15 protein-coding genes are annotated in these 14,557 nt (G+C 31.4%); all 15 read left to right on the plus strand.

Annotation, left to right across the window (positions count from 1 at the left end; genetic code table 11):
• Positions 1–12: 12 nt before the first annotated feature.
• The 15 genes from topA to BR82_RS0102900 all read left to right on the plus strand — a co-directional run bounded on the left by topA (position 13) and on the right by BR82_RS0102900 (position 14,546).
• On the plus strand, positions 13–2,085 hold the full coding sequence (gene topA, locus BR82_RS0102830; protein ID WP_027088939.1) for a type I DNA topoisomerase: 2,073 nt from the start codon (positions 13–15) through the stop codon (positions 2,083–2,085).
• Between the two features lie 59 nt (positions 2,086–2,144).
• Complete coding sequence (trmFO, locus tag BR82_RS0102835) at positions 2,145–3,449, plus strand: methylenetetrahydrofolate--tRNA-(uracil(54)-C(5))-methyltransferase (FADH(2)-oxidizing) TrmFO (RefSeq protein ID WP_027088940.1); 1,305 nt, start codon at positions 2,145–2,147, stop codon at positions 3,447–3,449.
• A complete protein-coding gene (xerC, locus tag BR82_RS0102840; RefSeq protein ID WP_027088941.1) occupies positions 3,436–4,341 on the plus strand; it encodes a tyrosine recombinase XerC in 906 nt (301 codons plus the stop codon). Before trmFO ends, xerC begins: the two co-directional genes overlap by 14 nt.
• Before the next feature lie 530 nt (positions 4,342–4,871).
• The gene (gene rpsB / locus BR82_RS0102850) at positions 4,872–5,735 is read left to right on the plus strand and encodes a 30S ribosomal protein S2 (protein ID WP_027088942.1); all 864 of its coding nucleotides are present in this window, start codon (positions 4,872–4,874) and stop codon (positions 5,733–5,735) included.
• Between the two features lie 42 nt (positions 5,736–5,777).
• Positions 5,778–6,686 (plus strand): translation elongation factor Ts, encoded by a 909-nt coding sequence (gene tsf / locus BR82_RS0102855; RefSeq protein WP_471529567.1) that lies wholly within the window; start codon positions 5,778–5,780, stop codon positions 6,684–6,686.
• A 267-nt stretch (positions 6,687–6,953) separates the two neighbouring features.
• A complete protein-coding gene (locus tag BR82_RS17615) occupies positions 6,954–7,163 on the plus strand; it encodes a hypothetical protein (RefSeq protein ID WP_240474504.1) in 210 nt (69 codons plus the stop codon).
• Between the two features lie 98 nt (positions 7,164–7,261).
• Positions 7,262–7,411 carry a hypothetical protein gene (locus tag BR82_RS16955; RefSeq protein ID WP_154659601.1) on the plus strand — a complete coding sequence of 50 codons (150 nt, stop codon included), beginning with the start codon at positions 7,262–7,264 and terminating at the stop codon, positions 7,409–7,411.
• Complete coding sequence (locus tag BR82_RS0102865; RefSeq protein WP_027088944.1) at positions 7,380–7,598, plus strand: hypothetical protein; 219 nt, start codon at positions 7,380–7,382, stop codon at positions 7,596–7,598. Before BR82_RS16955 ends, BR82_RS0102865 begins: the two co-directional genes overlap by 32 nt.
• Before the next feature lie 69 nt (positions 7,599–7,667).
• Entirely contained in the window at positions 7,668–7,868 is a 201-nt protein-coding gene (locus tag BR82_RS0102870; protein ID WP_027088945.1) for a hypothetical protein, read from the plus strand.
• 1,557 nt (positions 7,869–9,425) lie between these two features.
• A complete protein-coding gene (gene pyrH, locus BR82_RS0102875; protein WP_024720591.1) occupies positions 9,426–10,142 on the plus strand; it encodes a UMP kinase in 717 nt (238 codons plus the stop codon).
• Between the two features lie 2 nt (positions 10,143–10,144).
• Positions 10,145–10,690, plus strand: a complete 546-nt coding sequence (frr, locus tag BR82_RS0102880) for a ribosome recycling factor (protein ID WP_024720590.1) — start codon at positions 10,145–10,147, stop codon at positions 10,688–10,690.
• An 89-nt stretch (positions 10,691–10,779) separates the two neighbouring features.
• Positions 10,780–11,532, plus strand: a complete 753-nt coding sequence (locus BR82_RS0102885) for an isoprenyl transferase (protein ID WP_027088946.1) — start codon at positions 10,780–10,782, stop codon at positions 11,530–11,532.
• Positions 11,532–12,314 (plus strand): phosphatidate cytidylyltransferase, encoded by a 783-nt coding sequence (locus tag BR82_RS0102890; RefSeq protein ID WP_027088947.1) that lies wholly within the window; start codon positions 11,532–11,534, stop codon positions 12,312–12,314. Before BR82_RS0102885 ends, BR82_RS0102890 begins: the two co-directional genes overlap by 1 nt.
• A gap of 1 nt (position 12,315) precedes the next feature.
• The gene (locus BR82_RS0102895; RefSeq protein ID WP_027088948.1) at positions 12,316–13,479 is read left to right on the plus strand and encodes a 1-deoxy-D-xylulose-5-phosphate reductoisomerase; all 1,164 of its coding nucleotides are present in this window, start codon (positions 12,316–12,318) and stop codon (positions 13,477–13,479) included.
• Entirely contained in the window at positions 13,467–14,546 is a 1,080-nt protein-coding gene (locus BR82_RS0102900) for a M50 family metallopeptidase (RefSeq protein WP_027088949.1), read from the plus strand. The genes BR82_RS0102895 and BR82_RS0102900 overlap by 13 nt, the downstream gene beginning before the upstream one ends.
• The last annotated feature ends 11 nt before the right edge of the window (positions 14,547–14,557 follow it).

Below are 14,557 nucleotides of genomic sequence, written 5' to 3' on the forward strand. Positions count from 1 at the left end.
GGAGGAAATGAAATGAGCAAAAAAGTTGTTATTGTCGAGTCGCCATCAAAATCCAAAACAATTGAGAAATATTTAGGAAGTGATTATTTGGTTACTTCTTCAAAAGGTCATGTTCGGGATTTGGCTACTTCAGGAAAAGAGGGATTAGGTGTAGATGTTGAAAATAATTTTGCACCTAAATATGTAATAAATAAAGATAAAAGAGATGTTGTTAAAGAATTGAAGCAATTGGTCAAAGAATCTGATGATGTATATTTAGCGACCGACCCTGATCGCGAAGGGGAAGCAATTTCCTGGCATTTAGCGCAGGTTTTAAATGTTGATATGGATAAAGAAAATCGGGTCGTATTTAATGAGGTAACTAAAGATGCTGTTGTTGATGCGTTAAAGCACCCACGTAAGATCGATCAAAATTTAGTAAAGTCTCAAGAGACAAGAAGGGTTTTAGATCGAATTATTGGATTTAAATTATCTAAGTTATTACAAAAGAAGATCAAATCTAAAAGTGCTGGACGTGTTCAATCAGTTGCTTTACGTTTGATCGTTGAAAGAGAGCGTGAAATTGAAGCGTTTGTTCCTCAAGAATATTGGAAAATCAAAGCTGAGTTTGAAAAAGATCAAATTGAATTTACCGGTGAACTAACAAAATATAATAATAAGAAATTAGAAATCAAAAATGGTGAAGAAGCAAATAATATTTATGAATCATTAAATAAAGAATTTGAAATTGCTAATGTTAAAAAGACAACCAAAAAAAGAGAGTCAAAACCACCATTTATAACATCAACTTTACAGCAGGAGGCTTCTTCTAAATTAGGCTATAAAGCAAGAAGAACCATGTCGATTGCCCAAAAGTTATATGAAGGGATTGCTTTAGAGGATGAAACAGTTGGTTTGATTACGTATATGCGTACTGATTCGACTCGTTTATCAGATTCTTTTGTAAGTAGTGCCCATGAATATATTAGTGAAAAATATGGTAAGGACTATGTTGGGAAAGTCAAAGTTAGTAAAAAGACAGAAAATGTCCAGGATGCTCATGAAGGAATTAGACCAACAAGTGCTCTACGAACTCCTGAAAGTGTAAAGAAATTTTTAAAACCAGAAGAGTATAAGTTATATGCTTTGATTTATGCTCGGGCGATGGCTTCATTGATGGCACCAGCTAAATTTGATGCGACATCAGTATCTTTGATGAATAATGGATATGAATTTAGAGCTAGCGGTTCAGTAATTAAATTTGATGGTTATTTGCGAGTTTATGGTGATTATGAAAAACAAAGTAATGAATTATTACCAGAATTAAAAGAAAAAGAAATGATTGAAAGCAAGAAGATTGAAAAAACTCAACATTTCACTAAACCACCAGCTCGATATAGTGAAGCAAAATTAATTAAAGAAATGGAAGAATTAGGAATTGGACGTCCTAGTACTTATGCGATGATCATCGATACGATTCAAACTAGAGGTTATGTAGAATTGATCGATAAAGCATTTAAACCAACCGAATCAGGAATTTTAACAAGTGATCGTTTAACGCAATACTTCAACGATATTATAAATGTTGAATACACTGCTAAAATGGAACATGAATTAGATGAAATTGCTGAAGGTGAAGACGATTATGTAAGTGCACTGCAAAGTTTTATGGATATTTTTCAGCCTTTATTAGATGATGCCTACGATAAAATGGAAGTAATTGCTCCTAAGAAAACTGGGGAGAAGTGTCCTGAATGTGGACATGATCTGGTAGAACGTAAAGGTCGTTATGGAACATTTGTAGCATGTGAAAATTATCCAGAATGTAAATATATTAAAAAGGATCCTGTAGAACCAGAATATACTGGTGAGGAATGTCCAAAATGTGGTGGTAAGATGGTCTTTAAAAATGGCCGTTATGGACGTTTTGAAGCATGTTCAAATTATCCAGAGTGTAAGTATATTAAAAATAGTAAGAAAAAAGAACCTGTCATGACTGATGAGATTTGTCCCAATTGTGGTTCACCAGTTGTAATCAAGCAGGGACGCTGGGGTGAATTTAAAGCTTGTTCAAATTATCCTAAATGCAAGACGATCATAAAGTAGAACGGAAGTTCTACTTTTGTTTTCAAATAATAAATGTTAAAATATGAAAGGTGATAAAAATGGAAAAGATAATAAATGTAATTGGTGCTGGTTTAGCAGGTGTCGAAGCTTGTTATCAGTTAGTTAAACGTGGGTATAAAGTTCGTTTATATGAAATGCGCCCGCAAAAGATGACACCGGCCCATCATAGTGAAAATTTTGCCGAACTAGTTTGTTCTAATTCATTAAGAGCCGATGGAACAGCTAATGCTGTTGGTGTTTTAAAAAAAGAGATGGAAATGCTCGATAGTATCGTTATTAGATTTGCTAGAAAGCATCAGGTTCCTGCTGGTGGAGCTTTAGCAGTCGATCGTGAGAATTTTTCAAAAGATATTACTGAGTATTTAAGAAATCATCCTTTAGTTGAAGTTATCCATGAAGAAGTTACCGAGTTTCCAAAAGGCCATACGATCATTGCTTCGGGTCCTTTAACAAGTGATGCACTGTCTAATGCAATTAAAGATAAATTAGGAGAAGATTATTTTTACTTTTTTGATGCTGCTGCACCGATCGTTAGTAAAGAGAGTATCAATTTTGAAAAAGCATATTATAAATCACGTTATGATAAAGGTGATAATGAATATATTAATTGTCCGATGAATGAAGAAGAATTTAATCATTTTTATGATGAGTTGATTAATGCTCAAGTGGTAAAGCCTAAAGATTTTGAGGAGAAGTTTTTTGAAGGCTGTATGCCTTTTGAAGAAATGGCGCGACGTGGTAAACAAACTTTATTGTTTGGTCCAATGAAACCAGTAGGTTTAAATACGCCTGATGGTAAACGACCATATGCTGTAGTACAGTTACGTCAAGATAATGTCCAGGCAAGTTTATATAATATCGTAGGTTTTCAAACACATTTGACATGGCCTGAACAAAAACGAATCATTCAAATGATTCCAGGGCTTGAAAATGCTAGTTTTGTTCGTTATGGTGTTATGCATCGAAACAGTTTTATCTGTTCACCAAAACATTTATTAAATACATATCAATTAAAAGCTGAGCCTAGTATTTTTATGGCTGGTCAAATTACTGGTGTGGAAGGGTATGTTGAATCAGCCCAAAGTGGAATCGTAGCTGGTATTAATACGATTAGATTATTGGAAGATAAAGAACCTTTGATTTTTCCTAAAGAAACAGTTATGGGATCTTTAGCTAATTATATTACTAATGCTTCAGCTGAAGATTTTCAGCCAATGAAAGCCAATTTTGGAATTTTACCAGATTTTTCGACACGGATCAAAAAGAAGGAACGAAAAGCAGCATATGCTGCGCGGGCATTAGAAACAATGAAGGAATTTATAGAGATAAATGGACTTGGATAAATTGATTGATCAATACCTGGATTATTTAAAATATCAGCGTAATTATTCAGATAAAACGATTGAATCGTATCGTCGTGAAATAAATCATTTTAAAAGATTTTTAATTCAAGAAGTAATCGATAGTTATAATGATGTTGATTATTTTATGTTAAGAGGTTATTTAACTAAACTGTATGAAGAAAATTTATCAAAAGTTAGTATCAATCATAAATTAAGTGCCCTTAGAAGCTTTTTTAATTATTTGTTAAAGGAAGAATTGATCAAAGATAATCCTTTTAAGCTGATTGAATCACAAAAAGCAGCTAAACGAACTCCTGACTTTTTATTTCCTGAAGAAATCATCGCATTATTAGATAGTATTGAAACAAAAGATGATCTAGGGATACGTAATAAAGCAATGCTGGAACTTATGTATGCTTCAGGTCTAAGATGTTCAGAAGTAGTGAATTTGCAAATCTCAAACATTGATTTAAATCAACAAGTATTATTAATTCATGGAAAAGGAAATAAAGATCGTTATGTCCCGTTTCATGAATATGCGCGGGATTGGTTAATTGAATATATTGATGATGCTCGTAATAATTTAATGGTCAAAAACGAAGGGCATAATTTTGTTTTTGTAAATAAGTTTGGTAATCCCTTGACAAACCGTGGCGTTGAAAATATTGTTGATCGTGTTACTAAGCATTATGATCCAACAAAAAAAATCCATCCTCATACGATCAGACATTCGTTTGCAACCCATTTATTAAATGCTGGTGCTGATATTCGAACTGTTCAGGAGCTTTTAGGTCATGAAAATCTTGCAACAACACAAATTTATACCCATATTACAAAAGATCATTTAAAAGAAGTGTATTTGCAAACACATCCACGAAGTGAAGATAAATAAAAAACTCTTGATTTTTTCTAAAAATAAGCTAGAATATAGTTGTAAATCAAGTATTCCAAAAGAAAAGGAAGAGGTGTGACTCTTCCTTTTCACTGTTTTACGGGCTATTATTCTAACTAAATCTGCTTAGATTTAATTAGATATAAAATTAGAAATAATATTATCAAGTATTCCATAATTGGAAACTTTATTATTTTTAATATGAGCCCGCTGGAAAATTTTAAACATTCGTTTCCTCCTTCCATTCAAACAGCGGCAGCTATCTTTTTATATTTTATCACAGTTTAAATAATTATTCGTCTCAACATTGTTGCTGATTTGTTTCATGATTATTTATTTTTTATGTTATTAGATTGTTGAGATGTTTACAAAAGTGAAGCAATTAAAAAAATATGCTTGTATGTTATATTTTTTTGTGATAAAATATCTCAGGTATGAAAAATACACACATTATGGATTCATTTATCTAGTGCCTAATGGTGATAAATGTTCGAAATAATGGAGGAAAAAACAAAAAGGAGGAAGTTACAATGTCAGTAATTTCAATGAAAAAATTATTAGAAGTAGGTGTTCATTTTGGACATCAAACAAAAAGATGGAATCCTAAAATGGCTCCATACATCTTTACAGCAAGAAATGGTATTTACATTATTGATTTACAAAAATCATCTAAAAAAATTGATGATGCTTATAAAGCAATGAATGAAATCGCTGCAAAAGGTGGAAAAGTATTATTTGTTGGTACTAAAAAACAAGCTCAAGAAGCAGTAAAAGAAGAAGCTATCCGTTCTGAAAGTTTCTATGTAAACTCTCGCTGGTTAGGAGGAACTTTAACTAACTTCAAAACAATTCAAAAAAGAATCAGAAGATTGATTGAATTAGAAAAAATGGAAGCTGATGGTACTTTTGATCTATTACCTAAAAAAGAAGTAATCTTACTAAAAAAAGAAGCTGATAAGTTAGAAAAGAACTTAGGTGGTATCAAAGAAATGAGAAGATTACCAAATGCATTATTCGTAGTAGATCCAAAAGCTGAACATAATGCAGTAGCTGAAGCTAGAATCTTAGGAATTCCTGTATTTGGTATCGTTGATACTAACTGTGATCCTGATGAAGTTGATTATGTTATTCCAGCTAATGATGATGCAATCAGGGCTGTTAAATTAATCGTTGCAGCTATGGCAGATGCTATTTGTGAAGCTAAAAACGAACCATTAACTGTAGCATATATCAAAGATGAAGATGACAAAGAAGTGTCTATGAATGATGCTATCACTTCAGTTGAAAATAATCAAAGAAGAGCTCCTAGAAATAAGGGTGGTAGACCTAATCCTAAAAGAAATGGTGCTCCAAAGGCAACTAAAGAAGAAAAAACAGCTGGAACTGAAAAATAATTGTAAAATAAGGGAAAGCTTTGCTTTTCCTTTTTAATAAATATACATAAAGGAGATAATAAAATGGCAATTAGTGCAAAATTAGTAAAAGAATTACGTGAAAAAACTGGTGCTGGGATGATGGACTGCAAAAAAGCTTTAGAAGCTTGTGACGGTGATATTGAAAAATCATTCGACTGGTTAAGAGAAAAAGGAATCGCAAAAGCTGCTAAAAAAGCAGATCGTATTGCTGCTGAAGGATTAACTACTTTTGTTATTGAGGGTAATACTGCTGCAATCGTAGAAGTAAACTCAGAAACTGATTTCGTTGCAAAAAATGCTGAATTCCAAGGATTAGTAAAAACAATCGCAGAAACTGTTGTTGCTAATAAACCTGCTGATTTAGAAGCTGCTTTAAATACTGAAATCGAAGGTAAAAAATTAGAAACAGTTATTGCTGAAGCAAGTGGTAAAATTGGTGAAAAATTAAGTTTTAGAAGATTTGAAGTATTAACTAAAGAAGATAATGAAGCATTTGGTGCTTATTCACATATGGGTGGAAAAATGACTGCAATTGTTAAAGTTGCTAATTCTACTGCTGAAAAAGCTCGTGATGTTGCTATGCATGTAGCTGCTTCAAATCCTCAATATATCGATAGAACAGCTATTCCTCAAGAAGTATTAGATCATGAATTAGCTGTATTAAAAGCTCAAGCAATGGAAGAAAATGCAAAGGCTGCTAAACCAAAACCAGAGAATATTGTTGAAAAAATGGTTCAAGGTAGATTAAATAAAAACTTAAAAGAAATATGCTTAGTTGATCAAGAATTTATTAAAAATCCTGATGAAACTGTAGCTAAATTCTTAGGTGAAGGTAAAGTTTTAAATATGGTTAGATTCCAAGTTGGTGAAGGAATGGCTAAAAGAGAAGAAAACTTTGCTGAAGAAGTAGCTGCGCAAATGAAAGGTTAATTTTTAGTTACTATTATAATAATAAATAAACCCCGTTAATTTATGTTCTGCGGGGTTTTTAAATATAATTATTTGAAATTTTATTTTCCTTTTTCCAAATTAAAATCAAAATTATTAAAAATGTGCATCGTTTGTAAATAAGAAAAAAGGAAATGTTAGTAGTCTGTCAGAACTTATAGAATATGGAAAAACTTTTCGAAGTTATTATTATTTGAAGAAAGAATTGATTTTTGTAGAGAAAACAACTTACCCGTTTCAGGTGGAAAGATAGAACTTACAGATAGGATTGTATGTTTTCTTGATATGAGGAAGATGTTAGAAACTTCTCCAAAAAGGAAAACAGCAATAACTGTTGGATCAATTGCTGAGAATACAATAATAGAACTTAATATAGTATGTTCTAAAAAACATAGGGCCTTTTTTATAAAAAAATTGATAAAAGCTTTTCTTTTAACGTGCTGTTTCAAAAATGGTTAAAGGGCAATGCTGGAAATATAAAAAAGTTTGCAGGGACATAATCGTTATGAACAATCTGATAAATCGGGATTTTCAGATTATACAAAGGGGAATATCGAGTGAATGATTATAAGATTGAATTAGGAATGTATCAAGATTGCTTATATGAAATAAAGAGAAGAATTGACGTTATTGCAGAACATCTCAACAGAGTGACTACTGAAAAGTATTTGATAATTGGAAATAGAAACTGTTTGTTTACAGTTTAGAAAAATATTTGAAAAAATTGCTTTAATGTTATTAGTAGCTAATAAAGAATCATATGCAGAACAAAATGACAAATTTGTTAAGCACTATCATACCAAAAGAATATTGAATGATTTGGAAAGGATTAATCCTGATTTTTATCCTGTTCCGACAAAGAGAGTAACACATGAAAATAAAGAAGATGAATAGATTGAAATTGAGAGTGGGTATTTAACAAAAGACGAATTAATTAAAATTTATGAAAAGTGTGGAGGTATGATGCATGCACAGAATCCTTTTGCAAATAAAAAACCTTTAGAAGAAATAGAGGCATGTTTTCCAGGATGGTTAACAAAGATATGTATTCTTTTGAATCATCACCATATTAAGTTGGTTGGAGGAGAAATTATGGTTGTGGGTTTAATGAAAAGAAAAGATAACGGACTTCCACAGGCAGTACTATTTAAAAAAGTTGATTAGATATTTATCTTATTAAAAGACAAATTCCAGTTTATGAAAGGCTTCAATAAATGCTGGTATCAAAATAACTGATATTTGGTATAAAATTGAATATTATGTTTATACTTGAAAACGAGTAGGTTAAATGTTATAAACTACTTGTAAATCAAGAAGCATTGTATCAATGTAAAAAGGTAAGCAACGCACGCAACTCCTTACCTTTTTTAGTTTTTAGAGAGTGAACTTAACATCAGGCTAGTTACCGTTATAAGTGTCTGTTTAACCATTTGCATATGTGTCAGCTATTTGACGCTTACGTTGTTTCTTTACCGTTAAGTATCAGGTGATCCTCTTCATCTACACCGCTGATAATACAGGTTCTTGCTATTGTTTTTATTTGAACCACGTTTTTTTTGTGAATAAAGCATTTTGTTCTACCTCTTTAAGGTTGATTGGAATATTTCTAGCATCTAATTGAATCTGATCACTTAATGAGTTATTCTGTAGATAGTTTATGGAATCATAAGTAACTGTGCTGTATTTTTCTTGATACTAACAATATCAGTAGTTTTGCGATGCAAAAAGCCGTTTATTCATATTTGATAAACTTAGTTCATTTTTATTAAAATGAGTAGAATCATGATAAGGGTATTTATGTTTCTTGGCACACCAAATAAAGATCTGTTGAGCTTGTGGGCCTCTAATAACAGGTTTCATAGTAAATAATATTTCAAATAATTCATTTAATAAATCAGGTAAAAGTTTTTTTAAATCATCAATGGCATATTTTTATTCCATATAAGTACTTCTCTAATATAAGTTACTTATATTCATGTTATACACTAAATATGTTTATCAGTTTAATGATGTGGCATAGTTATGTATTTAGAGATTAACTCTTTTATTGTAAGAAAAGGATATCGTTTATTTTGATACATATTTCATTTTTGGCATTATATCAAGGCTTATTCAATCGTGATAAAATTAATAATTTTTGCAACATCAAATTTTTTGAAAATATAATATTTATGTGGATGATTTCAAATCACATACAAAAATTTTCTGTAAATAATTATAAAGTTATGTTTTTAATTGATTTAAGTAAGGAAGTTATCATTTAGAAAAAGGATAATCAAGTGTTAGTTAAAATAGATAAAGAGGTGAATTAGAGATAAATTCAGATTTTTTGGCAAGTTCAAATATGAATTAGGGTTTAAAATTATAGGAAGATAATGCTGTTCATGATTTTCAAAACTGTGTATAGGATTTATTATCTGATGATAGATCGTGATTCTTTTTTGTGTAACATATTTTATTATTGATCTTTTATGCTTTAACGAAATAGTAAATATTGGTGATACAACTAGGTTAATTCTAAAATTAAATTGATTATCTATTAATTGTTTATAATAAGAAAAATCTAAAAAATATCTAGATAGTTTTACGAGTATAATGTACCTTGACTAAAAAGAGAAAATATGATAAATTTTGTAAAGAAAAAGTAATCATTATTGTTGATAATGGGATGCAAATTTATGCATAGATATTTTTTAAGAAAATGTAAAAAAGGAGATTAATATGAAGTATAAGCGGGTATTATTGAAATTAAGCGGTGAAGCTCTAGCTGGTGATGATAAAATGGGAATCAATGCGCAGACTGTTGCAGATATTGCACGTCAAATCAAAGATGCCAAAGCTATTGGTGTAGAAATTGCAATAGTATGTGGTGGTGGAAATTTATGGCGTGGTAAAACTGGTGCTGATATGGGAATGGATCGATCAAGTGCTGATTATATGGGAATGTTAGCAACTGTTATGAATGGTTTAGCAGTTCAAAATGCATTAGAAGCTATTGATGTTCCAACAAGAGTTCTTTCAGCAATTGAAATGCGCCAAGTAGCAGAACCATATATTAGAAGACGGGCGATTCGTCATTTGGAAAAAGGGCGTATCGTTATTTTTGGAGCTGGTACGGGAAGCCCGTTCTTTACAACTGATACAACAGCAGCTTTAAGAGCAGCTGAAATTAATGCTGATGTTATTTTAATGGCAAAAAATGGTGTTGATGGTGTTTATTCAGCTGATCCTAAACTTGATCCAAATGCAGAGCGTTTTGAAAACATTTCATATTTTGATGTATTACAAAAAGATTTGAAAATTATGGATCAAACTGCAATTACTTTATGTAAAGATAATAATATTGATTTATGTGTATTTAATATGTCTGAAGATGGCAATATTGCTAAAGCATGCAATGGCGATAAAATAGGAACAATTATTTCAGGAGGAAAATAGAAATGATAAACATGATTTTAGATGATACGAGTGAAAGAATGAGTAAAACGATTGATTCTTTTAAGCGTGATTTAACAACAGTTAGAACAGGACGGGCTAATCCTGCAATGCTTGATCGTGTAATGGTCAATTATTATGGATCACCGACACCAGTTAATCAAATTGCGGGAATTTCAGTAGTAGAAGGACGTCAATTAGTAATCAAACCTTATGATAAATCAAGTATTAAAGATATTGAACATGGTATTTATGAAGCTGAATTAGGATTAACACCACAAAATGATGGGGAACTTATTCGAATCATGGTACCAGCTTTAACTGAAGAACGCCGTAAAGAATTCGCTAAACAAGTTTGGAAATATGCTGAAAATGCTAAAGTATCAGTTCGTAATATTCGTCGTGATAGTAATGATGAAATAAAAAAAGTTGATGGCAGTGAAGATGAAATAAAATCTGGTCAAGAAAAAGTTCAAAAGTTAACAGATAAATTTGTTAAAGAAATTGATGAGATTGCTAAAGCAAAAGAAAAAGAGATTATGACTGTATAATAATTATCGATGCTAAGTTTAGATTTAGCATCTTTTTTTTATAGTCTATTTATGGTATAATCTCGAATAGTTAAACAGGAGGTCAACAAATGTTTTTTAAAAAAGATAAAAAAGAAGAAGATTATCAAGATCTTGATTTGAATAATATTCCGAAACATATTGCTTTTATTATGGATGGCAATGGTAGATGGGCAAAGAAACGTAAAATGCCTCGTACATATGGACATCATGAAGGAACTAAGACGATTCGTGATATTGCTTTAAAATGCAATGAATTAAAGGTGGAAGCAATGACTGTTTATGCTTTTTCAACAGAAAATTTTGCGCGTCCTGAAAATGAAGTTCAGTATATTTTTAAACTGCCAAAAGATTTTTTTGATGCATATATGAAAGAATTGATGGAAAATAATGTTAAGATCTGTACGATCGGTCATTTAGATATGGCGCCTCAAGAAACTCAGGATATCATTAATAAAGCAATTGAAAAAACACAGCATAACACTGGTTTAAAATTATGTTTTGCCTTTATTTATGGTGGACGTGATGAGATAGTTAATGCTGGTAAGAATATTGCTATCAAACTAAAAGAGGGTGAGATCGATATTAATGATATTGATGAACAGTTATTTGCTGGTGAATTAATGACTAAAGATTTACCAGATGTTGATTTGATGGTTAGAACGAGTGGTGAACAGCGTTTGTCTAACTTTCTATTATGGCAATTAGCTTATGCCGAATTTGTTTTTACAGATGTATTATGGCCAGATTTCAATGAAGAAGAATTGTGTAAAGCGATTTGGCTGTATCAAAATCGAGATCGGCGTTTTGGAGGATTAAAATAATGAAACAAAGAATAATTACGGCTATTTGTTTATTGATAGTAGCTTTGCCATGTGTTATTTTAGGTGGTTACTTTTTTAAGGGACTAGTAGGTGTAGTACTAGCTCTGTCGGTTTATGAAATGCTTCATATTTGTACTCGTCCTAAAATTAAATTATATATTTATCCCTTAGTATTTTTATTTTTTAGTTATGGTTTTTTATTTGATCAAAATGATTTGTTTTTGGCTTCTTATGGGATACTGCTTTATTTGGTTGTCTTATTTGCAGCAACGATATTTGATGAGACTTTAACGATTGAAAGAACAAGTTATATTTTTACGATGGGGGTACTGATTTGTGCCGGTTTACACGCATTGATGTCACTTCGTGATGTTTATGGTTTTCAGTATTTATTATTATTGGCTTTAGCTACTTATGGTAGTGATACGGGAGCTTATTTTGCGGGTGTCTTTTTTGGAAAACATAAACTAATTCCTAGATTATCACCAAAGAAAACTGTTGAAGGATCGATAGGCGGGGTGTTTTTAGGAACTTTGCTGGCAGTTAGTTTTGCTGGGTATTTTGGACTTTTAAAAACAAATTCAATTTTGATCGTAGCATGTTTTGTTTTAACTCTTACAAGCCAAATCGGTGATTTAGTTTTTAGTGCTGTGAAACGTCATTTTGGCGTTAAAGACTATTCAAATTTATTACCTGGGCATGGTGGTATTTTAGATCGAATTGACAGTATTTTATTTAATGCACTTGTGTTAAGTTTCTTTTTAGTGATGGTGAGGTTATAAAATGAAAAATATTACAGTCTTAGGAGTAACAGGATCAATTGGAATGCAGACTGTTGATGTGGTCAAAAATCATTCTGACAGGTTTAAGATCAAGGCAATGTCAGCAGGATTCAATATTGCAAAAGTAGAAGAGATTTTAGAGATGATCGATGTTGAATATATTTGTGTGGTTAATAAAGAAGATGCCACTTATTTACAAAAAAAATATCCCCATAAATATATTTATCATGGAACCGAGGGATTGATTAAAATAGCAACATTGAGTGAAGTCGATATTGTTTTAAATGCAATCGTTGGCTTTGCCGGTTTATTACCAACAATTGAAGCAATCAAAGCTAAGAAAGATATTGCTTTAGCTAATAAGGAAACATTAGTAGTTGCAGGGCATATAATTACTAAGCTGGTAAAAGAAAATAATGTTAAATTGTTACCAGTTGATAGTGAACATTCAGCTATTTTTCAATCTTTAAATGGAGAAAATAGAAAGCAGATAAAAAAGATTATTTTAACTGCTAGTGGTGGCAGCTTTCGCGATAAAAGTTGCGAAGAACTTGTAGGTGTAAGTGTACAGGAAGCTTTGAATCATCCTAATTGGTCGATGGGAGCTAAAATAACTATTGATAGTGCTACTCTTTTTAATAAAGGTTTGGAAGTTATTGAAGCTAAATGGCTTTTTGATGTTAGTTATGATCAAATAGAAGTACTGATTCATCCTGAAAGTATCATTCATTCAATGGTTGAATTTGTTGATACATCAGTCATTGGACAACTAGGTAATCCTGATATGCGTCTACCGATTCAATATGCTTTAACTTATCCTGAACGTGATGTCTTAGCTGGTGGTGCGAGTTTAGATTTAGCTAAGATTGCTGCTTTAACGTTTAAAAAACCTGATTTTAAACGCTTTAGAGCTTTAGCATTAGCATATCAGGCAGGGCGTGAAGGTGGTAGTAAACCATGTGTTTTAAATGGTGCAAATGAACAAGCCAATGAATTGTTTAGAAATGGTAAAATTGAGTTTTTACAAATTGAAGAATTAGTCGAAAAAGCTTTATCTTGCCATCAAACTATTAAAGAGCCAACTTTACAGCAGTTAATTGAAGTTGATGCTTGGGCTCGTGATTTTGTATTAAAAGAGATAGGAGAAGATGGATGCAAACATTAATAAATATTGTTGTTTTTATATTGATATTAGGAATTGTTGTTTTAGTCCACGAATTAGGACACTTTTTAACAGCAAAATCATTTGGTGTATATTGTAGCGAATTTTCAATTGGTATGGGGCCTAAATTGTTTTCACGAAAAGTTGGGGAAACTGAATATGAAATTAGAGCTTTGCCAATTGGCGGTTTTGTTAGTATGGCTGGAGAAGCAGATAATGATATTGAGGAATTTAAAGATGTTCCTTTTGAAAGAACTTTAAAAGGAATTAGCTGTTGGAAGAAATGTGTTGTCTTTTTAGCTGGCGTCTTCATGAATTTTGTTTTATCATTAGTTATTTTAATTAGTGTATATTGTTTTATCAATGTTCAAACTAACACCTCAGAAATTGGTACGGTTGTTCCAGATAGTCCAGCTATGATGGCAGGCTTAGAAGCCGGCGATACTATTTCTAAGATAACTTATAATGATCAAGAAAATATTGTTGCTTCGTTTAGTGATATTCAAAAAGTGTTAGATAATTCTAATTTGAAATCTGACAGCAGTCAAGTTTCATTAAAAGTTGAGATCGTTCGTAATGGTAAGACAATGACCAAGAATGTTAGTGCTAATTATGACCAGGATACTAATTCTTATATTATGGGAATTAAAGCTGCGACAAGAAGATTAAGTTTTTTTGAAGCAATCAACTATGGTTTGGATCAATTTAAAACAATGGCATTGTTGATTTTTACTACTTTAGGGAAATTAATAACTGATTCGGCTAATACAATAGGGCAGTTATCAGGTCCTGTTGGTATATACAATGTTACTTCAGAAATTACCCAAACAGGTTCGATCAGTCAGCTTCTCATTTTACTAGCGCTTTTTTCAACCAATATTGGGATGTTTAATTTACTTCCGATTCCTGGTTTAGATGGATGTCAAGTGCTTTTTGCATTAGTAGAAAAGATCATTGGTCGTGAACTGCCAATCAAGCTTAAATATGCACTTCAAGTTATTGGTTTATTATTTGTTTTTGGCTTGATGATTTTTGTAACGATCAACGATATTTCGGGAATATTTAGTTAAAGGGAAATTAA

The sequence above is a fragment of the Thomasclavelia saccharogumia DSM 17460 genome, assembly GCF_000686665.1.
Taxonomy (GTDB): Bacteria; Bacillota_I; Bacilli_A; order Erysipelotrichales; family Coprobacillaceae; genus Thomasclavelia; species Thomasclavelia saccharogumia.

Excerpts from the sequence above, each read along its gene's own strand:
- topA (WP_027088939.1), top strand. The coding sequence starts at position 13 with ATGAGCAAAAAAGTTGTTATTGTCGAGTCGCCATCAAAATCCAAAACA.
- trmFO (WP_027088940.1), top strand. The coding sequence starts at position 2,145 with ATGGAAAAGATAATAAATGTAATTGGTGCTGGTTTAGCAGGTGTCGAA.
- xerC (WP_027088941.1), top strand. The coding sequence starts at position 3,436 with ATGGACTTGGATAAATTGATTGATCAATACCTGGATTATTTAAAATAT.
- rpsB (WP_027088942.1), top strand. The coding sequence starts at position 4,872 with ATGTCAGTAATTTCAATGAAAAAATTATTAGAAGTAGGTGTTCATTTT.
- BR82_RS0102870 (WP_027088945.1), top strand. The coding sequence starts at position 7,668 with ATGCATGCACAGAATCCTTTTGCAAATAAAAAACCTTTAGAAGAAATA.
- pyrH (WP_024720591.1), top strand. The coding sequence starts at position 9,426 with ATGAAGTATAAGCGGGTATTATTGAAATTAAGCGGTGAAGCTCTAGCT.
- frr (WP_024720590.1), top strand. The coding sequence starts at position 10,145 with ATGATAAACATGATTTTAGATGATACGAGTGAAAGAATGAGTAAAACG.
- BR82_RS0102885 (WP_027088946.1), top strand. The coding sequence starts at position 10,780 with ATGTTTTTTAAAAAAGATAAAAAAGAAGAAGATTATCAAGATCTTGAT.
- BR82_RS0102890 (WP_027088947.1), top strand. The coding sequence starts at position 11,532 with ATGAAACAAAGAATAATTACGGCTATTTGTTTATTGATAGTAGCTTTG.
- BR82_RS0102895 (WP_027088948.1), top strand. The coding sequence starts at position 12,316 with ATGAAAAATATTACAGTCTTAGGAGTAACAGGATCAATTGGAATGCAG.
- BR82_RS0102900 (WP_027088949.1), top strand. The coding sequence starts at position 13,467 with ATGCAAACATTAATAAATATTGTTGTTTTTATATTGATATTAGGAATT.